Origin of the sequence: Mesorhizobium sp. ES1-1 (assembly GCF_020164785.1) — a bacterium.
GTDB lineage: Bacteria > Pseudomonadota > Alphaproteobacteria > Rhizobiales > Rhizobiaceae > Mesorhizobium.
On sequence record NZ_JAIUGX010000005.1, the window covers coordinates 133,224 to 153,290 of the forward strand.

General features: G+C 65.2%; 18 protein-coding genes. 10 read left to right on the plus strand and 8 right to left on the minus strand.

The window, feature by feature from the left end; translation table 11 throughout:
• Nucleotides 1-49 precede the first annotated feature (49 nt).
• The 3 genes from LB513_RS10780 to LB513_RS10790 are packed head-to-tail and all read left to right on the plus strand — an operon-like array spanning nucleotide 50 to nucleotide 3,429.
• Nucleotides 50-1,573 (plus strand): sugar ABC transporter ATP-binding protein, encoded by a 1,524-nt coding sequence (locus LB513_RS10780; RefSeq protein ID WP_224663476.1) that lies wholly within the window; start codon nucleotides 50-52, stop codon nucleotides 1,571-1,573.
• A gap of 16 nt (nucleotides 1,574-1,589) precedes the next feature.
• Nucleotides 1,590-2,582, plus strand: a complete 993-nt coding sequence (locus LB513_RS10785; RefSeq protein WP_224663477.1) for an ABC transporter permease — start codon at nucleotides 1,590-1,592, stop codon at nucleotides 2,580-2,582.
• 10 nt (nucleotides 2,583-2,592) lie between these two features.
• Nucleotides 2,593-3,429: an N-acyl homoserine lactonase family protein gene (locus tag LB513_RS10790; RefSeq protein ID WP_224663478.1), complete on the plus strand. Its 837-nt coding sequence runs from the start codon at nucleotides 2,593-2,595 to the stop codon at nucleotides 3,427-3,429.
• An 11-nt stretch (nucleotides 3,430-3,440) separates the two neighbouring features.
• Here the strand turns inward: LB513_RS10790 and LB513_RS10795 are convergent, their stop codons facing one another.
• From LB513_RS10795 to LB513_RS10820, 6 genes are read right to left on the minus strand one after another with little or no spacing between them, the layout of a single operon-like run.
• Nucleotides 3,441-4,214 (minus strand): SDR family NAD(P)-dependent oxidoreductase, encoded by a 774-nt coding sequence (locus LB513_RS10795; RefSeq protein WP_224663479.1) that lies wholly within the window; start codon nucleotides 4,212-4,214, stop codon nucleotides 3,441-3,443.
• 5 nt (nucleotides 4,215-4,219) lie between these two features.
• Nucleotides 4,220-5,554, minus strand: a complete 1,335-nt coding sequence (locus LB513_RS10800; RefSeq protein WP_224663480.1) for a dihydroorotase — start codon at nucleotides 5,552-5,554, stop codon at nucleotides 4,220-4,222.
• Nucleotides 5,555-5,569: 15 nt separating this feature from the next.
• On the minus strand, nucleotides 5,570-6,502 hold the full coding sequence (locus LB513_RS10805) for a polysaccharide deacetylase family protein (protein WP_224663481.1): 933 nt from the start codon (nucleotides 6,500-6,502) through the stop codon (nucleotides 5,570-5,572).
• Between the two features lie 25 nt (nucleotides 6,503-6,527).
• Nucleotides 6,528-7,550 carry an NAD-dependent epimerase/dehydratase family protein gene (locus LB513_RS10810; RefSeq protein WP_224663482.1) on the minus strand — a complete coding sequence of 341 codons (1,023 nt, stop codon included), beginning with the start codon at nucleotides 7,548-7,550 and terminating at the stop codon, nucleotides 6,528-6,530.
• Nucleotides 7,551-7,580: 30 nt separating this feature from the next.
• Entirely contained in the window at nucleotides 7,581-8,330 is a 750-nt protein-coding gene (locus LB513_RS10815; RefSeq protein WP_224663483.1) for an SDR family NAD(P)-dependent oxidoreductase, read from the minus strand.
• A 10-nt stretch (nucleotides 8,331-8,340) separates the two neighbouring features.
• Nucleotides 8,341-9,486 carry an MFS transporter gene (locus LB513_RS10820; RefSeq protein ID WP_263482061.1) on the minus strand — a complete coding sequence of 382 codons (1,146 nt, stop codon included), beginning with the start codon at nucleotides 9,484-9,486 and terminating at the stop codon, nucleotides 8,341-8,343.
• A gap of 400 nt (nucleotides 9,487-9,886) precedes the next feature.
• Between LB513_RS10820 and LB513_RS10825 the strand changes: the two genes are divergently transcribed.
• The 7 genes from LB513_RS10825 to LB513_RS10855 are packed head-to-tail and all read left to right on the plus strand — an operon-like array spanning nucleotide 9,887 to nucleotide 17,030.
• Nucleotides 9,887-10,237, plus strand: a complete 351-nt coding sequence (locus tag LB513_RS10825; protein ID WP_224663484.1) for a RidA family protein — start codon at nucleotides 9,887-9,889, stop codon at nucleotides 10,235-10,237.
• 24 nt (nucleotides 10,238-10,261) lie between these two features.
• Nucleotides 10,262-11,692: a dihydropyrimidinase gene (gene hydA / locus LB513_RS10830; protein ID WP_224663485.1), complete on the plus strand. Its 1,431-nt coding sequence runs from the start codon at nucleotides 10,262-10,264 to the stop codon at nucleotides 11,690-11,692.
• The gene (locus tag LB513_RS10835; protein WP_224663486.1) at nucleotides 11,677-12,591 is read left to right on the plus strand and encodes a nitrilase-related carbon-nitrogen hydrolase; all 915 of its coding nucleotides are present in this window, start codon (nucleotides 11,677-11,679) and stop codon (nucleotides 12,589-12,591) included. The genes hydA and LB513_RS10835 overlap by 16 nt, the downstream gene beginning before the upstream one ends.
• 11 nt (nucleotides 12,592-12,602) lie before the next feature.
• Nucleotides 12,603-13,925, plus strand: coding sequence for a Coenzyme F420 hydrogenase/dehydrogenase, beta subunit C-terminal domain (locus tag LB513_RS10840; protein ID WP_224663487.1), 1,323 nt, complete (start codon nucleotides 12,603-12,605; stop codon nucleotides 13,923-13,925).
• The gene (locus tag LB513_RS10845; protein ID WP_224663488.1) at nucleotides 13,922-15,088 is read left to right on the plus strand and encodes an NAD(P)/FAD-dependent oxidoreductase; all 1,167 of its coding nucleotides are present in this window, start codon (nucleotides 13,922-13,924) and stop codon (nucleotides 15,086-15,088) included. The genes LB513_RS10840 and LB513_RS10845 overlap by 4 nt, the downstream gene beginning before the upstream one ends.
• Complete coding sequence (locus LB513_RS10850) at nucleotides 15,085-16,368, plus strand: Zn-dependent hydrolase (RefSeq protein ID WP_224663489.1); 1,284 nt, start codon at nucleotides 15,085-15,087, stop codon at nucleotides 16,366-16,368. Before LB513_RS10845 ends, LB513_RS10850 begins: the two co-directional genes overlap by 4 nt.
• A complete protein-coding gene (locus LB513_RS10855; protein ID WP_224663490.1) occupies nucleotides 16,365-17,030 on the plus strand; it encodes a cysteine hydrolase family protein in 666 nt (221 codons plus the stop codon). The genes LB513_RS10850 and LB513_RS10855 overlap by 4 nt, the downstream gene beginning before the upstream one ends.
• Here LB513_RS10855 and LB513_RS10860 read toward each other — a convergent pair.
• Both LB513_RS10860 and LB513_RS10865 read right to left on the minus strand, forming a co-directional pair.
• On the minus strand, nucleotides 17,015-18,502 hold the full coding sequence (locus tag LB513_RS10860) for an N-acyl-D-amino-acid deacylase family protein (RefSeq protein ID WP_224663491.1): 1,488 nt from the start codon (nucleotides 18,500-18,502) through the stop codon (nucleotides 17,015-17,017). The two genes, LB513_RS10855 and LB513_RS10860, sit on opposite strands and share 16 nt — an antisense overlap.
• Nucleotides 18,503-18,508: 6 nt before the next feature.
• On the minus strand, nucleotides 18,509-20,050 hold the full coding sequence (locus LB513_RS10865; RefSeq protein ID WP_224663492.1) for a trimethylamine methyltransferase family protein: 1,542 nt from the start codon (nucleotides 20,048-20,050) through the stop codon (nucleotides 18,509-18,511).
• Nucleotides 20,051-20,067: the final 17 nt, after the last annotated feature.

A 20,067-nucleotide genomic window follows, 5' to 3' on the forward strand; every position in this document is an offset into this window, starting at 1 on the left:
GCGCAGCCAGCTTTTGACCGATCGGGTGACAGGAAATGCGGCAATTGAGATGGGGGCGCCTGCGGCGCCTCCATTTCTTGTCGTGCGCAACATCGGCAAGGCCTTCGGCGGCGCCCGGGCGTTGCGAGATGCTTCCCTCGACATCATCGCGGGGGAGGTGCACGGGCTGGTCGGCGCCAATGGTGCGGGCAAGTCGACGATGATCAGGATCCTTGCCGGCCTCAACCATCCGGATCAGGGATCGATCGAGATTGATGGGCAGACAGTCGCTGTCGAGACACCGCACCGCGCAACGGCAATGGGGATGAGTTTCATCCATCAGGAACTGGCTTTCGTTCCGGGGATGACCGTCCTCCAGAACATCATGCTGGGCGTGCCGAAACGATCGCGCTTCGGCTTGACGGATTGGGCAGCGATCGCGCGCGACGTCGAACCGATCGCGCGACGCGTCGGCATCACCGCCTCGCTCAATGCAAATGTGAAAGGGCTGTCGACCGCCGAAAACTGGCTGATCAATATCTGCCGCGCGCTGGTGCGCAAGTCGCGGCTTATCGTGATGGACGAGCCGACCGCCTCGCTCTCCGCCGCGGAGGCCGAGAAGCTGTTCACGATCATCGCGGATCTCTCGGCCTCGGGGGTCGCCGTGCTCTATGTCTCGCACCGCCTCGACGAGATCCTGAAACTCTGCGATCGGGTGTCGGTCTTGCGCGACGGCAGTTCCGTCGCCGAATTCACGCGTGCCGGCTTGACGCGCAGGGCGCTGGTCGAGGCGATCGTGGGCGGCGACACTGCCAGCGGCGACAGCGGGCCGGATTACGTGCCGCAAAACCACGAGGTCGTTCTGCGCGTCCGCAACCTGACACGCCTGCCCAAGGTGAGGGGCGTCAGTTTCGAGCTTCGACAGGGGGAAGTTCTGGGCATTGGCGGCCTGGTCGGCGCCGGACGCAGCGAGCTGGCGCGGCTGATCTACGGTGCCGATCGGCCGGACTCCGGCAGCATGACTTTCAGGGGCAAGGCCTACGCGCCGAAAACGCCACAAGCCGCAGTTGCCGCCGGCATAGGCCTTGTGCCGGAGGAGCGACGCACGGAAGGGCTTTTCCTGACGAAAAGCGTCGCGTTCAATCTTGGTCTGGTCAATCTGGACAAGCTTGTGCTCGGGCGCAGGGTGCCGCTTCTCAGCCGAAAAGCGCAATCCTCCCTGGCTCGCGAGACGATGAAACTTCTCTCGATCAAGACGGCAAGCGCGGACAATCCCGTCGGCCGGCTGAGCGGCGGCAACCAGCAGAAAGTGGTCATCGGCCGATGGCTGCAGCGCGCGCCGCACATGCTCATTCTCGACGAACCGACACGCGGCGTCGACATCGGCGCGCGAGCGGAGATCCACCGCCAGATCCGCGACCTGGCGGCGGCAGGCATGGCGGTCCTCGTCATCTCGTCGGAACCCGACGAGTTGCCGGACCTGTGCGATCGCGTGCTGGTGATGGCGGAAGGCGTTGTCGTTCGCGAAATGAGCGGCGCATCGATGTCGCGCTCGGCCATTGTCGAGGCAAGCTATGGCGAGCGAAGCCATTGACCGGGAGGACGATCAGATGAGCGATGCCACCTATAACAGGCGCCTCACACCGCGTGCGAAAGCCGGCCTCGGACTTTTCGCGCGCTATGCGACCATCCTAGGACTGCTGGCGATGATCATCGCCTTTTCGATCCTGTCGCCGAAAGCATTCTCGACCCTGGGCAACTTCACCAACGTCCTCAACCAGGCCTCGCTTGCGATGATCATCGCCGGTGGCCTGACATTGGCGGTCGTGGTCGGCGAGCTTGATCTGTCGATCGGCTTTGCCGCAAGCCTGCACGGAATTCTCGTCACCGGCTTCATCGTCCATGACAAGCTGCCGATCCCCCTGGCCATCGCCATCGTGCTCGCCCTTGGCGCGCTGATCGGCCTGGTCAACGGCTTCATCGTCACCAAGATGAAAGTGAATTCGGTGATCGCGACGCTGGGCGTCGGGACAATCATCACCGGCATCGCCTTCGCCTACTCCGCCGGCGTGCCCATCGTTGCCGGCGTGCCGGAGGCCTTCCTGCAGCTCTCGCTCGGCCGCTGGCTTTTCGGCATCCCCAACAACATCGTCGTCATGGTCCTTGTGCTTGGCATATTGTGGGTGCTGGTCGAGCGCACCTCGATCGGCCAGGAGATCCAGGCGGTCGGCGGCAACCCTGCCGCGGCGCGCCTGGCCGGCATCAATGTCGATCGCATCAAGACACTCGGCTTTGTCATCTCCGGCATGTGCGCCGCGCTCACCGGCATGCTGCTGGCGTCGCGGCTGGGAAGCGGCACGACAAGTGCTGCCGATTCCTATCTTCTGACGGCCTTCGCAGCGGTGTTCCTGGGTTCGGCAACTTTGCGCGACGGCGAGTTCCACGTGCTGGGAACCCTGGTCGGCGCGCTGATCATTGCTTTCGGCTTCAACGGCCTCAATATTTTCGGCGCCCCGACGTTCTCACAATATGTGTTCCAGGGCGCCATCCTGATCATCGCTGTCGGGCTTTCCAGCCTCGGCCGCTCACTTGCCGAAAGCTGAGGAGGACGCCATGGCTCAAACCGAGCACTGGGAAATCTATGTCATCGAGTTCGCACGATCGAAGAACCAGCCATGGGTCGATCTGGTCAACGGGATGTATGATGACGGCCCCACGGATTTGCCCTTTTCCTTTATCCTGGCGCGGCGCGGCGACCGCAACGTGCTTGTCGACACGGGCTTCATGAAGACCGAAGCCGGACCCAACTTCTCCGATAAATTCGGCATACCCTGGTGGATTTCCCCGGTCCGCATGTTGGCCGAACTGGGGCTGGCGCCAGACGACATCACCGACATCATCGTCAGCCATGCGCATTTCGACCATATGGGCTCGATCGATCAGTTCCCGAAAGCCCGGCTCTATCTGCAAAAGCAGGAGCTGCTGTCCTGGCACGAGGCGATGGCGCTGCCGGTGCAATATGGCTTCCTCACCGCCATTATCGACCCGGACGATCTGCGCGCGGCTTTCGACGCTTCGGTGGAACACCGGCTGACCCTGGTCGATGGCGACCGGGACAATCTCCTGCCGGGGATCCATGTCCGTCTTGGGCAGGGCCACACGATGGGACAGCAATTCGTGATCGTCGAAACGTCGAGGGGACGCATCGTCCTTTCGGGCGATTGCGTCTACTCGTCCCGGCAGATCACCGGCCACAAGCACGACGGCGTCTACCAGCCGCTCAACAACGCCGTCGGCAGCGTCTGGGATCAGCTCAAGACGATCGATCGCATCAATACCGAGATCGGCGGCGATCTCGACAGGCTGATCATCCTTCACGATTCGGAGCGCTGGAAAGGCCTGCCGGTGGTGAAGGAAGTCGAAGGATTTCGCATCGTGAAGGCGGCCTAGAAGCTCGCTGGTCAGCCGGCCATCCAGCCGCCGTCAACCATCAAATTGATGCCGGTGATGTAGCTTGCCATGTCGCTGGCGAGGAAAAGTGCCGCACCTGCCACGTCATTTGGTTGCCCGAGCCGCGGCCAAGGCGTGCGCCGGTGCGAATAGTCCAGCGCGTCGGGGTCGTTGGCCACGCCCGGCTTGCCGGTGATGATCTTGCCCGGTGCGATGGCGTTGCAGATGATGAGGTCTTCGGCGTGGTCGACGGCGATCTGCCGCGTCATCTGCACGATGCCGCCCTTGCTGACCGAATAGGGAAGATCGCCGGGGCAGGCGACCATGCCATGCTGCGAGGAAATGTTGATGATGCGGCCGCGGGCTTCGTTGACGGGCGCCTGTGCGAGCATCTGCATCACAGCGCGTTTGGAGCAGTAGAAGAAGCCGGTGAGGTTGACGCCGATGACACGCTGCCATTGTGCCGGCGTGGTGTCGATCAGGTTGGTGCTGGTGTAGATCGCGGCATTGTTGACCATGACGTCGAGCCGTCCGAACCGGTCCACCGTCGTGGCGACAAGTGCGTCGACGGCGCTCCAGGCGGAGATGTCGGTCGGGATGTAGAGAGCGGTTCCGCCCGCCGCGCGGATCAAGTCCGCGGTGGCCTCGCCGCCTTCGAGCGGCGGCTCGGCGGGGTCGGCGATGACGACGCTCGCGCCCTCGGACGCGAATTTCAGCGCGATGGCGCGGCCTATGCCGGAACTGCCTCCGGTGACGATAGCAATCTTGTTGGCGAGCAGTGGCATGGTGTTCAGCTTTCCCGGGTGACGACGCGTCCGAATTTGGGATCGATCAGTTTTCCCTCGCGCACGATCTCGCGACCGCGCAGGAAGACGTTTGTCAGCCGCGCCTGGACGGTCCAGCCATCGAATGGCGTGTAGCCCGCTCGAGACACCTGGTCTTCATTGGCGATCGAACTGGACTGGCGTGGGTCGAGGATGAGCATATCGGCATCGTATCCAACCGCGATGTTTCCTTTGCGGCAGCCTAGGTCGAAGCGCTCGGCTGGATTGCGGGCGCACATGCGTACTAGATCGGGCAGGGCGATCACCTCGTCGTCGACCAATTTCAGCATGGCCTGCAGCAGCGTCTGCAGCCCGGGCAGGCCGCCTGGAATGTCGGCGAAGGCCGCATAGGATGCCGCCTTTTCGGCTGGCGCGTGCGGCGCGTGGTCGGTGGCGACGATGTCGATCAGACCGGCGCTCAGCGCAGCGCGCAACGCGTCCACATCATGCGGCGAGCGCAGCGGCGGAGAGGCCTTCAGCTTGGCGCCTTGCTGTTCGTAATCCGTCGCCGTGAAGAACAGGTTCTGCGGCGTCGTCTCGACGCTGGCGTCGGCCATGCCGCGCAGCCGGCTCCATGTCTCGACGCCGAGTTCGGAATTGATCTGGCGCACATGAATTCTGCTCTCGGCCGCAGCCGCGGCGATGAGCGCCCGGGCGATGCCGTTGGCCTCGGCCAGCGGCGGCCGGCTGGCCTGAAAGGCCGCGATGGTGCCGGAGCGATCGAGCGCTGCGCTGCCGGTCAGGATCGATTGATCGCCGGGCGAGATGCCGATCAAAGTGTCGCTGCCGGCGAAAGCCTTCAACGCCCCGGCCACGGCATCGGATGTAGCGAACAGGAAGTCATCGGGCACGTCGGCGGTGAAGAGCTCGAACGAGACCGGTGCGAGGCCGAGCAAGCGGGGGATCAACGACAAGTCGCGGCTGACCACGGCCTGCAAACCGACATCGACATGGATCCGAGCCTCGGTCATCGCCATCTTGTCGGCAAGCTGTTCAGCCGTGGCTGTCCACGGCTCGTCCGTGGGCATATCGAGCACCGTGGTGACACCGCCGAGGGCGGCGGCATGCGTGCCGGAGGAAAAATCCTCCTTGTGGGTCAGTCCGGGCTCTCGCAGATGCGCATGCGCGTCGACCAAGCCGGGCAGCAGATAAGAGCCGGAAGCGTCGAAGATGGTCCTCGCCGAAGCCATCTCGCCCGGCGCCAGAAGTGCCGCGATACGGCCGCCGCTGATGCCCACGTCGCGCCGCTCCAACCCCCCGGCGTTGACGATGATGGCTCCCCGGATCAGCGTTTCGAACATGGCGTCCCTGGTCCGTCAGCCGCGTCGCTCGAAGCGGGCATGGTTCTCCAGCCAGAAGCGGGCAATGTCTTCGCGGCGCATGAAGGCGGCGGCCGGGTTCCGCTTCACGTGTTCGATCACCTCGCGCAAGCCGGACGCCCGGTTGGGCTGGCCCATCCAGCGCGCGTGGATACCGATCGTCAGCATGCGGCCGCCCGTCTCGCCGGCCTCGTCAAGCATATAATCGATCGCCGAGCGGCAATCCTCGGCGAAGTCGCGCGGATTGCTGTAGCCGGGCGCCACCAGATAGCGGCTGTCATTGAGCGTCTTGGAATAGGGCACGACCAGAATCTTTGTCCCGCCATGGTCGAGGAAATAGGGCAGGTCGTCATTGCAGGGATCTGAATGGTAGAGGAAGCCGCCCTCCTCGACGAGCAGATCGCGCGTGTTGACGCTGGGCAGCGAGCGGCAGTTCCAGCCCAGGGGCCGCCGCGCCAGCAATTTTTCATAAAGCGCCACCGCTTCATGCAGCTGGCGCTTTTCCTCGTCGCGCTCCATCGTCGTGTAATCGATCCAGCGCAGGCCGTGGCCGAGCAGGTCATGCCGGCGCGTCTTCATCCACTCCACAAAGGGCGGATTGCGTTCCAGCGCCACCGCGCAAGCCGAGATGGTGATCGGGATGTCGTGGCGATCGAACAGCCGGGCCAGCCGCCAGACACCGGCGCGGCTGCCATATTCAAAATGCGTCTCGGTCCCGAGGTCGCGCACGGGCGGGCTCGAGGTGAGATTATATTCGCCCCAATTGTCGTTGCGTCCGTCTTCCAGCCATGAATATTCCGAGCCTTCCTCGTAATTCAACACGAGGTTGATGGCGAGCTGGACGCCGCCGGGCCAGGTCACGAGGGGCGGGTGCGGACCATAACCGACGAAGTCGCGCGGTTGCGGTACCTGCTGCGGATCGGTCGGCATCGGCTGGTCTCCTGCGGCTGGCAGTTCAGTTTTCGCTGGCTGCTATCCAGTCCATGTAGGCGTGGAAGGCTTCCTTGCCGGGACGCGGCCGCCAAGTCGTGTCGCGCAGGATGCGGGCGATGTCGTAGGCGCCCCACATGCCGCCTTTCAGTTTCACATCCTGGACGATGTTGGCGTCTTCTCCAGATGTCACTTCGGCCTTCAGTCCGGGTGCGCGTTCCCTTGCCCAGCCGATGATCTCACCGATCGTCTGGCTGGAACCGGAGCCGATATTGTAGTGGCGATAATTGAGGCGCGGTGCGTCGATCAGCGCGAGGATCGCGTCGGCAACGTCGGTCGACGTGACGTAGTCGCCTACAGGGTCCAGGCTGTTCGGCCTGATCGTCTCGCCGGCCAGGGCCATATGCGCGACGCGGTTAGGCACATGGCGGAAGTTGCGGCTCTCGGTGGCACGGTCCATCGGCCCGTAGACCGAGGCAAGCCGCACCGAGACGGCCGACAGGCCGAACAGGTCGGCATAGCGATTGGTCACCATCTCGGAGGCGAATTTCGAGATGCCGTAGAGCGTCAAGGGCGCGACATAGCCGTCTTCGGGCAGCGGCTCGCTGCTCCAGTCCGGCCCATTGTGGCGGTAGACGGAGCCGGAACTGACATAGACGAAGCGCTTGAGGTCCGGTCGGTCTCGCGCCCAGTCCAGCATCCGCACCGTGCCCATCAGGTTGACGTCGACGATTCGGGCAGGGTCTTCAGCCTCCGGCTGGCGTTTTGCCTCCGAGGCGCTGCCGCGCGAGATGGGCGTGATCGTCGCGCCATGCACGATCGCCGTGATGGCGTGCTCATTCAGGGCCGCGGACCATGTCTTCGGGTCGAGGATATCGGCGGTGATGACGGTGAGCCGGTCGCGCACCGGAGCGAAGTGCTTTTCGGCGGCGGCGTCGAGGCCGGACCGGTCTAAGATCACGGCCCGGGCTTGCGGATCGCGGTCGAGCCATGCGCGTGCGACCACGCTCATGACAAAGCCGGTGCCACCGGTGACAAGCAGGGTCATATGAACTCCTTTGAAGCTGAACGGACGGGATCAGCGCGTCGCATAGCCGCCATCCACGAGCATGTCGGAACCGGTGACGAAGGATGCGTCCGACGATAGCAGGAAGGCCGCAGCCGCGGCGATCTCATCGGGCTCCGCGATGCGGCCGAGCAGATGGGCGGGGCCGAGGCCCGCATTGGCAGCCTCGAAGTCTGGAAATCTGCGCAGCAGGCGCGCCGTCGCCACCGCGCCCGGCGACAGGCTGTTGACGCGCACCTTGTCCGCCGCATGGTCGACCGCCATCGCCTTGGCGAGATGGATCAGTCCCGCCTTGGCGGCGCAATAGGCAACGGCCCTGGCGGTTGCGACCCGCCCGAACTGCGAACCGATGAACACCACCGAGCCGCCGCCGCCTGCCGCCATCAACGGCACCGCGAATTTGCTCATCAGGAAGGCGCCGGTCAGGCTGACGTCGAGTTCGCGACGCCAGGACTGTTCGTCGAGATCGACGACGGTGGCGTTGGTCGATGGCGCGGCGGCGTTATGCACCAGCCCGTCAAGCCGGCCGAAGCGCTGCCTTGCCATGTCCACGGCGTCGCTGGCGGATCCTGCATCGGTCACGTCGCAGCGGCAGGCGGCAGCGGCACCGCCAAGCTCATCGGCGAGGGCTTGCGCCGCCGTGAGATCGTGGTCGGCGCAGACCACGCTGGCGCCTTCGGCAACGCAGCGCCGCGCGATGGCGGCGCCAATGCCGCTTGCGGCGCCCGCGATCAGGATAATTTTGCCTTGGAGACGGTTCATCGCGCCGTCCTCATACCCGTTCCTCGACGCTTTGCATGACCGGCGCTCTGACGGGCCGGCGCAGGAGATTGTAGCAGGCGGCCAATGTCACCAGGGCTGCGCCGCCGCCGAGCAGCAGGAACATTGCGGGAGGTCCAAGATGCGCCATCAATCCCGCCGCGAGTCCGGGCGTCGCCACATTGCCGATCGAGTAGAGCAGGAGCAGCGTGCCGGAGGCGGCGACCATGTGCCGGCTATGAAGCTGCGAGGCGCCGAAGGCCATGGCCACCGGATAGATCGTCAGGGCCGTAGAACCATAGATGAAGAACAACACGAAGAGCAGAGGCGCCGACAGGCTGCCGAGCCAGGCGATGGAGGCACAGGCCGTCACAGACACCAGTCCTTGCACCAACAATATCAGTCGGCGGTCGAGACGGTCCGAAAGCCAGCCCACCGGGGTCTGCGCCACCATGCCGGCAATGCTTATCGTGGTCACCAGCCAGACCGTGGTGGCCGCCGACAGGCCGATCTGCGTTCCGTAGAGAGGCGTCAGCACGAAGACGTTCATGTTCGTGATGCCGCCCTGGAAAATCGCCACGACCGTTACAGGCGCCAGCCTGAAAAGCGCCAGCGGCCCAAGCCGCCTGTCTGCCTTGGCTCCGGCCGCGGGCGCCGGATCGGCCGGCACCGAAGGCAGCGCCGGCCAGCGCAGCCCGGCTAGGTTGGGGGCAAAGGCCGCGAGCACCGTCGCCATCGCGACCAGAAACAGATGCGGTGATTGCGGACCGACCAGCGCCACGAGGACCTGGCCAAGCAGCACGGCGATCGCCGTCGTCAGCATGTAGAGCGCGAACAGCGCGCCGCGATTATGCTGTTCGGCATAGAGGTTGATCCAGCTCTCGCAGATGACGAACATCGAGGCCATCGACATGCCGCCGAGCAGCCGGATGCAGAACCAGGCCGGCATGAAGTCGGTGACGACAAAGCCGACCGCCGACATCAGCGCGGTCGCCAGGACCAGCAGGAATGTCCGCTCATGGCCGTAGCGGCTGACCAATGGGCGCGTCATCAGGCATCCGATCAGGAAACCGGCGGGATAGGCGGTCAGCACGATCTGGACGGTCTGGGGGTCGACGCCGGCCTTGCCGAGGTGGAACGACACGGCGGTAGTCAGCATGGCGCTGCCGATACAGGCGAGGCAGACGCTTGCCATCATCGGCAGCGTTGCGCGGGAGCGTTCAGCGTTCCGCCAGAAGCGCATCGCGGATTGAGCGATCGATCCCATGAATGAAGCTAGGCGGACAGGGACGGATCGCAACCGGGGTCGTCAACCGGCGCTGGATTGTCGTGCATTGCGACGGCTCCCCTGGCAGTCACGCTGGCCAGCGACTGCTCTCCCAGACAGAAGCTACACCGCGTCATGCATGCTGCAAGCGAAGATTGACACGGCTATGGCGTCATTTTTTTTGGTCATGCGGGAAGCCGAAATGCCATGTTGCGGTGTTCGCAGGCTTTACAGTCCTTTTGCGCGGTCCCTACGATAGGTCGCCTGCCAAAGACCGAGAGGGGACAACGGAATGACGATCGAACGCCTTGAGAACGGCCAGCGCTTCTGCCGCGTGTTGCGGCACAACGGTACCGTCTACGTCTCGGGCCTGACGGCGGACGACCTTTCCGGCGACACGACCGCGCAGACCAAGCAGATATTTGCCAAGATCGATGCGCTTCTGGCCAAGGCCGGCAGCGACAAATCGAAACTGCTGAGCGCCCAGATCTGGCTGCGCGACATCGCCGACTTCGACATGATGAACACGGCCTGGGATGCCTGGATCGACCGCAGCGCCATGCCGGTACGCGCAACGGTGGAGGCGCGGCTTGCCGGAGACCAGTATCGCGTGGAGATCATGGTGACGGCGGCGGCGGACTGACGGCGCTTGGGTTGGGCAAACCGAATGCATGAGCTGGTGATCAAAGGCGGACGCGTTGCCCTCGACGACGGGTGGGCCGATTGTGATGTCGCCATCGATGACGGTCGTATCGCCGCCATTGGGACAGGCTTGGCCGGCAAAGCCTTGATCGGCGCCGGTGGTCGTTGGGTCATGCCGGGCGGCATCGACGCGCATTGCCATCTCGACCAGCCGGTCTGGGGCGGGGCAGGCAATGCCGATGATTTCGAATCCGGCACCATCTCGGCTGCCTTTGGCGGCACGACATGCATCGTTCCCTTCGGCATGCCCGGTCCGGAGATGAGCACGGTCGCCGCAGTCGACCGCGCGCTCGATCGTGCAGCAGGTCGGGCGGTGATCGACTACGGTCTTCATGCCGTGGTGACCATGGGCACCGGCGAAGATGTCGAGAGCCAGCTGATGCAGCTCGCGACGCGCGGCATTGCTTCGGTCAAGCTGTTCATGACCTATCAGGGCTTCGCCGTTGACGACGACCTGTTCTTTCGCGTCCTCGACGCGGCGAGCGGACTGGGCTGGATCGTGATGGTGCATGCCGAGAACGACGCGGCCATAAGGCGCACGCGGCAGCGGCTGGTCGATCTTGGCCGCACCGATATCCGCTATCATGTCGTCGCCCACAGCGAGACGATGGAGCGCGAGGCAACGCATCGTGCGCTGGCCTTTGCCGAAATGACCGGCGCGCGCATGACCATCGTGCACGTCTCCTCCTGGCAGTCGGCTGAGGAGGTGGAGCGGGCGCGTGGGCGAGGGGTCGATGCCGTTGCCGAGACCTGCCCGCAATATCTGTTCATCGGCGCAGCCGACCTCGACCGGCCGGCCATGGACGCGGCGCGCTTTGTGTTTTCGCCGCCGCCGCGCTCGCCGCGCAGCCATCGGCATCTGTGGCAGGCGTTGATCGATGGCGGCATCGATTTGTGGTCTTCGGACCATTCTCCCTATTTCTTCGCCGACAAGATCGCACGATCGCAGACGCCGGGTTTCACAACCACGCTGAGCGGCATTCCGGGCATCGAAACGCGGCTGCCGCTGCTGTTTTCGGAAGGATTGCTGACGGGCCGCCTGACGCTCGGGCGCTATCTCGATCTCACCTCGCGCAATGCCGCCGCGATCTATGGGCTGGCCCATGCCAAGGGGCGCATCGAAGTCGGGCTCGACGCCGACCTGGCGCTATGGGATCCGCAGGTCACCTGGACGCTCGGGCACCAGGCGCTGCATTCGCGTGTCGACTTCACGCCCTACGAGGGCAGGAGCGTGACCGGCAAGCCGACCACAGTGCTGGTGCGCGGCCTCCCTGTGATCGCCGACGGCCAGCTGCAGGTGCGGCCCGGGTTCGGACAGTTCGTCGAGCGCACCGCGGCCGATCCCGCCCGCTCGGGAAAACCAGTCGAGGAGACGACTCCATGGCTCGATGCCTGACTATCGCGGTCGCGCAGACCGGGCCTATCCAGCGCAGTGCGACGCGGGGCGAGACGGTCGATCGTCTCGTCCATCTGCTGGAACAGGCCGCAGCCGCTGGGGCCGAGATTGCCGTGTTCCCCGAGATGGCGCTGACCACTTTCTTCCCGCGCTGGCGCATCGACGATCAGGCGCAGATAGACGCCTTCTTCGAACAGGCCATGCCCGGCCCCGAAACGCAGCGCCTCTATGATGCCGCTGTCCGCCTCAGGATCGGCTTCGCCCTGGGCTACTGTGAAATCGCCAGGGAAGACGGCCGCACGCGCCATTTCAACACGATGGACCTGGTCGGGCCGGACGGGCGTTTCATAGGACGCTACCGCAAGATGCACGTGCCGGGGTCGAGCGAGCCGGAAGAAGGCACCACGACGCATCTCGAAAGGCGCTATTTCGAGCCGGGCAATCTCGGCTTCCCGGTCTTCGATTATCGCGGCGTGCGCATCGGCATGGCGATCTGCAACGACCGCCGTTGGCCCGAGACCTACCGCATGCTTTGCCTCAATGGCGCCGAGGTCGCGCTGCTCGGCTACAACACGCCGCTGCTGCTCGACGAGGCGCCGGCGCTGGCGCATCTCAGGATGTTCCACAACCATCTGCCGATGCAGGCAGGCGCCTACCAGAACACGCTGTGGGTCGCTGCCGCCGCCAAGGCGGGTCTCGAAGACGGCCAGGCCCTGATCGGCGGGTCCTGCATCATCGCGCCGACCGGCGAGATCGCCGCGCAGGCGATGTCGCTCGATGACGAAATCATCGTCCACCGCGCCGATCTCGATTTGATCGAGACCTGCCGGAAGGTGAATTTCAACTTCGCGCTCTATCGCCGCCCCGATCAATATAGACGCATTTCGGAACCGGCCTGAGATCGAAGCGGATGGATCTCGCCGGAACCAGCCAGGACACACCGCGCGCGGGCGAGCCGCTGTCGCTCGGTGAGATCGTGGAGAACGGCCTGTGCATCGGTTGCGGCCTCTGCCGTTCGATCGCCGGTGCCGGCAGGGTCGAGATGGTGATGACTCCCGAAGGGCGCGAGCGGCCGGTGGCGACAGAGGTGCTGGACAGGCAAACATTGGTCACGATCAACGCCGTCTGCCCGGGAACGCGCATCGCTGGTCCGCCCCCGGCGCAGATGAGCGACGGAGCCTTGTCGGACACTGTCTGGGGTCCCGTCGAAAGACTTGTGCTCGGCCGAGCTGGAGATCCGACGGTCCGCTTTGTCGGATCGGGAGGCGGGGTGCTGACGGCGCTCGGCCAGTTCCTGCTGAGCACCGGACGCGTCAAGTTCGTGCTGCATATCTCCGCGTCACGCTCACAGCCGATGCGCAATGAGCGGCGCCTGAGCTTCGATGCCGTTTCGATGCTGGAGGGCGCCGGATCGCGCTATGGACCCGCTGCGACCTTGATGGATTTCGGCGACGTCCTCGACCGCGGTCAGCCTTTCGCGCTGATCGCCAAGCCTTGCGACATCACCGCCGTGCGCAACCTGGCGCGGCTCGATCGGCGCGTCGACCAGTATATGCGCTATGCCCTGGCCTTCGTCTGCGGCGGCGCATCGGATTTGTCGAAATCGGAACAGGTTCTGCAGCGTTTCGGGCTCGCCGAGGATGAGCTCACGCTGTTTCGTTATCGCGGCCATGGCAATCCTGGCCTCAACCGGATCGAAACCAAAGACGGCCGCGCCTTCGAACTGACCTACCGGCAACTGTGGGAGGACGAGGACAAATGGATGATCCAGCCGCGCTGCAAGATCTGCCCGGACGCTATCGGCCAGGTGGCGGATATCGCCGTCCATGACGCCTGGCTGAATGGCGGGCCGGCAATGGAGGACGAGCCGCTGAACAGCATCATCGTGCGTACAAGTCGCGGGCTCGACCTGTTCGACGCGGCGGTGGAGGCGGGCACCCTGGAGGTCAAGCGCGAGACCAGCATTGCCGAAATCAGCGAATTGCAGTCGCATCAGGTGCGCAAGCGGCGCGCCGTCTGGGCGAGGCTGAAAGGCATGGCGATCGCCGGCAGGCCGGTGCCTTATGTCACCGATCTCGCCCTTGCGGATTGCGCCGCACAGAATTCGATGGCGGAGAATCTGGCCGAGGGCCGCGGCGCCCGCGACCGTGCGCGGCGCGGCCGCCTGGGGGAGCCGCCTGCCGCGCCGCGCGTCGGCAAGGGCGACAAGCAGTTGAAGGATGAGTTGAGATGAGTGCCGCCGAGCAAACGGAAATCATCATTGTCGGCGGCGGCATAGCCGGCGCCGGCGCCGCCTTCGAGATATCCCGTTCGGCAAAGCTGGTGCTGCTCGAGCGGGAAAGCCATTGCGGCTACCACACGACCGGGCGCTCGGCGGCGAGCTTCACCGAAAATTACGGCAACGGCATCATCCGGCGGATCGTGCTGGCCAGCCGGTCTTTCCTGACCGAACCGCCGACCGGCTTCTGCGACTATCCGCTGCTGAGCAAGCGCGGCATGATCACCGTGGCGCGCGCGGATCAACTCGATCTGCTTCGAGAGGATATGGCGGCCGCGCGGGCGCTGGTGCCATCGATCGCTGCCATGAGCCCGGCCGAGGCGATCGCCCGCGTACCGGTGCTGCGCGCCGACTATCTCGCCGGCGCCTATATCGAACCGCATTCGAAGGACATCGACGTCAATGGCCTGCATCAGGGCTATCTGCGCGGCGCCCGCGCGCGCGGTGCGCGTATCGTCACCAATGCAGGCGTGATTGCGGTCGACCGGCAAGGCGGCCAATGGCAGGTCGAGACGCCAGCAGGAACGTTCCTTGCACCGACGCTCGTCAATGCCGCCGGCGCCTGGGGCGACGAGGTAGCCGTCGTGGCCGGAGTGCGCCCAGTCGGCCTGCAGCCGAAGCGCCGCACCGCCTTCAACATTCCGGCGCCGGCCGGCGTCGACATAGCGGACTGGCCGCTGGTCAACGATGTCGGCGCGGAGTTCTATTTCAAGCCTGATGCCGGGCAGCTGTTCGTTTCGCCGGCCGATGCCACGCCGTCGGAGCCGATGGACGCCTATGCCGAGGATATCGACGTGGCCATCGGCGCGGAGCGTCTCGAAAGGGCCACCACGATCGAGGTGCAGCGCGTGTCGCGCTCATGGGCCGGCTTGCGGACCTTCGTCGCCGACGGCTCGCCGGTGGTCGGGCCGGATGACGAGGTTCCGGATTTCATCTGGCTGGTCGGGCAAGGCGGTTACGGCATCAAGACCTCGCCGGCGCTGTCGCGTGTCTGCGCCAGCCTGATCGCCCGGACGGGGCTTCCTGACGATGTCGCCAGGCAAGGCGTGATGCTGGACGACCTCACGCCGCACCGGCTGCGCGGCGTCGATCTTCAAGCCATGCAGTCTGCTTCATGAGCAATGCCGCGCTGACAGAAGGCGGCAGGCTGGCCGGGCAATTGCTGGAGCGGCTTGCGCAAGCCACCGCCGATCCTCCGGGCGTGACCCGCGCGGCCTATGGACCGGGCGAGCGTTTTGCCCACGACCTCATCCGCGACGAGGCCGAGCAGCTCGGCGCCACGGCGCGCGTCGATGCCGCAGGCAATCTCTACCTCACGCTGAAGGGCCGCGATTCGGATTTGCCGGCGATCCTTATCGGTTCGCATCTCGACAGCGTGCCGCATGGCGGCAATTTCGACGGCGCCGCCGGCGTCCTGGCCGGGCTGGCAGTGATGGCCGAACTGGTCGGGCGAGGCATCCAATTGCCGCGCGACCTGATCGTGCTGGCGACCCGCGCCGAGGAGGCGGTGTGGTTTCCGCTCTCCTATCCGGGCTCCCAGGCCGCGCTCGGCCTGCTGGAGCCGGCAGCCCTGGAGGCGAGGCGGTCGGACAGCGGACGCACGCTGGCCGACCATATGCTGGTGGAGGGTTTCGACCCTGACGCGGTGCGGCGCGGCGTGGCGGGCATCGATGGCGAGCGGATCGCGGCCTTCGTCGAAGTGCATATCGAGCAGGGACCGCGCCTTGTCGCCGCCGGCGCGCCAGTCGGCATCGTCACCGGGATCGCCGGTGGGTTTCGCTATGTCGATGCGAAATGCCTCGGCGCCTATGCGCATTCAGGCGCAGAGCCGCGCTTTGCCCGCCATGACAGCGTGCTCGGCTTTGCCGATCTGGTCGCCGGCCTCGAAGCGGAATGGGACGCGCTCGAGCGTGACGGGCGCGAGGCCACAATCACTTTCGGCCGGGTCGAATCGGATCCGAGCCAGCATGGCGGCAGCCGGGTGCTGGGCGAGCTTCGCTTTACGCTCGATGTACGCAGCGCCGAGGCGCCCGTACTGGAGCGGATCGAGGCCAGGCTGCACGCGCTTTTCTCCGAACTGGGCCGGAAGCGCGGCGTCAGCTTCGAGCCCGGACCGCGCTTCACCTGGGAGCCGGCGACGATGTCGCCGGCCTTGATCGCGAGGCTGGACCGTGCCGCCGGCGCGCTGCGGATCGAGGCGCCGCATGTTCCGAGCGGAGCCGGGCACGACGCGGCCAGCTTTGCCGGCGCCGGTATTGCCACCGCCATGATCTTCGTGCGCAACGAGAATGGCAGCCACAACCCGCATGAAGCCATGGAGGTCGCCGACCTCGACCAGGCGATCCGCCTGCTTCTCCAGTTCCTCACCGACTTTGACAATCTCCCGGGACAGCCATGAACCTTGCCGCCACTGCCTTGCTGGTCATCGATCTCCAGAATGAATACCGTCCCGATGCGGCCTGGCCGGTCATCGGCTATGACAAGGTGCTCGCCAATGCGGCCGCGCTGATCGAAGCCGCCCGCGCAGCGGGGGTGCCCGTCATCCATGCGCAGGCCTGGGTAAAGCCCGAAGAACGCGACGGCTATGCGAGGCAGGAAGAGATCCTGACCGAGGAATTTCGCTCGGCGATAGCGGGCAGCGATGGCGCCGCAATCTGCGCCGAGGTGGCGGCGCTGCCCGGCGACATCGTCATTCACAAGCACTGGCCGAGCGCCTTTCGCCGCACCGATCTGTCAAAACGGCTTGCCGACCTCAAGATAGAGAACCTGATTGTGACCGGGGTGCTAACTGACAGTTGTGTGACCGAGAGCGTGTTCGACGCGGTCTATCAAGGGTTCAGGGTCTGGCTGGTGAAGGAGGCCTGCGGCAGCATGAGCGAAGCCATGCACCGCACCGGCATGCTCGACATGGCCAACCGGCTCTATGGCGGCGGCATATTGCGCCTGCCCGAGGCGCTGAAGGCGCTCGGCGGCCGGCCGTACAAGGGCTGGCGCTGCACGCGGCCGGTGGAGTTCGTCTACACGCTGGAAACGGTGGACCGGATCTACGAGGCCCTGTGATCGGCGCGGCAGCCGCATGCGCCGCGGACAACTCTTGAGGCCGAGGGCTTGAGCACGGTGCCGGGCAGTGCTCCGGTCGGCCCGCCGCCGCTCCACACGGCCACGCCGTTGACGAAGACATGCTCGATGCCGGCGGCGGGCCGGTGCGGTTCTTCGAAAGTTGCGGTATCGATGATCGTCGCCGGATCGAAGATGACGAGGTCGGCGAAATTGCCTTCGGCCAGAAGCCCGCGCTGCTCGATGCCGAATTCCCGCGCCGGCAGGCCGGTCATGCGAAACACCGCCTCCTCCAGGCTGAACAGGCCGACATCCCTGGCGTAGTGGCCGAGCACGCGCGGGAACGTGCCCCAGAGGCGCGGATGCGGATGAATATCGTGCGGCAGGCCGTCGGAGCCGATCATGGTGCGTGGATGCGCGATGATGTTGCGCACATCCGTCTCGTCGAGCTGGAAGTAGACGGCGCCAGCCGGCAACAGCCTTTCGCCCGCTTCGCGCTCCGTGCAGTTCCATTCGCGCGCGATATCGGCGATCTCGCGCCTGGCCATTTCCGGATGCGGATCGGACCAAGTGACAAGGATTTTCAGTCCGGTGTCGCAACGCTCCAGCCGCAGCACGGTCGAGCTCGCGGCATAGGGATAGACATCCAGGCCGATGTCCATCGTCTCGCGCGCCCGGTCGATCCTTGCCAGAGAGGGCAGGCTTTTGCCGAAATTGGCGCGGCCGGTGCATTGGTGATGCGAGATGAACAGCTTGCCGCCTGCGTGGTCGGCAATGTCGATGGCTTCCTCGATCGCCTCGTCCATCGTCTCGAAATAGTTACGCGTATGGGTAACATAGGGGCCACCCAGGCCGGCCGCCGTCTCGGCCAGCGCCATGACCTCTTCGGTCGAGGACTTCACCGCCGGCGGGTAGTCGAGCCCCGTGCTGAGGCCGAAGGCACCCTCCGCCATTGCCTGCTCCACGACCTCCTGCATGGCCGCCGTCTCGGCCTTGTTGGCCGGGCGGTCTGTCACCTCCATGCAGCGCTGGCGCAAGGTGGTGTGGCCGACGAGGAGAGCCGCGTTGGTGGCGATGCCGCGTTGCCTGAGCTCGGCCACATACCCGGCAAAGCGATCGAAGCGGAAATTCTCCTGGCCACCGACCAGGGTAAAGGGCGGTGGCGGCGTCCTGTCGAGCAGCAGCGGTGCCAGGCTGACGCCGCAATTGCCGGCGATCACGGTAGTGACCCCCTGGCTGATCTTCGGGTCCATGCCGTGCGGCGCCAGGAGCGCGCCGTCGTCATGAGTGTGGACGTCGATGAAGCCCGGAGCCACGACCTTGCCCCGGGCATCGATCTCCCCGTTGCTCTTTGCATCTTCCAGGCGGCCGATGGCGGCGATCCGGTCATCGGTGACGGCAATGTCGGCTTCGAAAGGTGCCGAGCCGTCGCCGGCGATCAGCGTCGCGTGACGGATGACGAGGTCATAGGGCATTCGGTCTCAACCTTCCGGATTGGCGGCGATCTCCTCTCGGCGTCGCGCGACATAGGCATCGAGCTCTTCGCGGATCGCGGGGTCCATCACCGGTTCTTCGTAGTCCTGCAGCGCCTGCTGCCAGAGCTCCGTCGCTCGCTCGAGCGCGTCCTTGCCACCGGCTTCCTCCCAGGCGCCGTGGTTCTGCCAGTTCGACAGCATCGGCTGGTAGAAGGCGGTCGTGTAGCGTGACATGGTGTGTTCGGCACCGAAGAAATGGCCGCCGGCCGGAACCGACTTGATCGCTTCGAAACCGAGATCGTCCTCCTGGAAGGGCAGGGGGCGCAGGAACTCCATCATGTTCTGCAGGATCTCGACATCGAGCACGAGCTTTTCGTAGGACGCCGTCAAGCCGCCCTCCAGCCAGCCCGCCGCATGGTAGATCAAATTGGCGCCGCCCAGAACCGCGCCCCATGTCGCCATTTCCGTCTCGTAGGCGGCTTGCAGATCGACCACGTTCGAGGCATTCGCATTCGAGGTGCGGTAGGGCAGATTGTAGCGTCGCGCCAATTGGCCTGCGATGATGTTGGCCTTGGCGTTCTCCGGCGTGCCGAAGGCCGGCGCGCCCGACTTCATGTCGACATTGGAGGTGAAGGCGCCGTACATCACAGGGGTGCCGGGGTTGACCAGCTGCGTCAGCACCACGCCGAACAGAGCTTCGGCGTTCTGCTGGCAAAGCGCGGCGGCCAGCGTCACGGGCGTCATAGCGCCCATCAGGGTGAACGGCGTGACGGTCACCGGCTGGCCATGCTCGGCCATGGCGATCAGACCCTCGGCCATGGCGTCGTCGAACAGGCGTGGCGAGTTGATCGAGATGATCGTCGTCACGCCCGGCGAGGTCCGCATCTCCTCTACGGAAATGCCGCGCGCAATCGCCATCATGTTGATCCCGTCCATTGCCCTGGCGCTGCCGATCGCCGTGCAATGGAAGGAGAGGTCGCTGAGCGTCAAGTTGGCGTAATAGGTGTCGAGATGGCGCGAATTGGCCGGCAGTTCCATCGGCGCCACCACCTGGTTGCCGATGATGTGGATGGCGTTGAAGTGGTGCGCCAGCCGGATGAAGTTCTGATAGTCGGGAAGGTTGCCCTGGCGGCGGCCATTGATGCGGTCGTGGACATTGGGCGGGCCGGCGACCAGCCCGAAGACCAGCGAGTTGCCGCCAAGATGCACCTGCTTTTCCGGATTGCGGCTGGTCAGCGTGAAGGAGGAAGGCACCGCCCGCAGCGCTCCGCGCACCAGGCTTTCGTCGATGCGGATGACCTTCTCCTCGCGATCTACGATGGCGCCCGCAGCGGCGAACAGTTCCATCACCCGGTCGCTCATGACGCGGATGCCGAGTTCCGACAGGATGCGCATGGACGTGTCGTGCAGCCGCTCCATTCGCTCTTCATCGAGCAGTTGCATGGGCGGGTAGGGGTTCTTCACCTGCTCCCAGGGCAGTTGCGCGATGCCGCCTCCGCCGCGTCCGGCCTTTCCCCTGCGACCACCGCCGCGCCTGTCCTGTGTCATGTGGCTGCTTTCCTCTT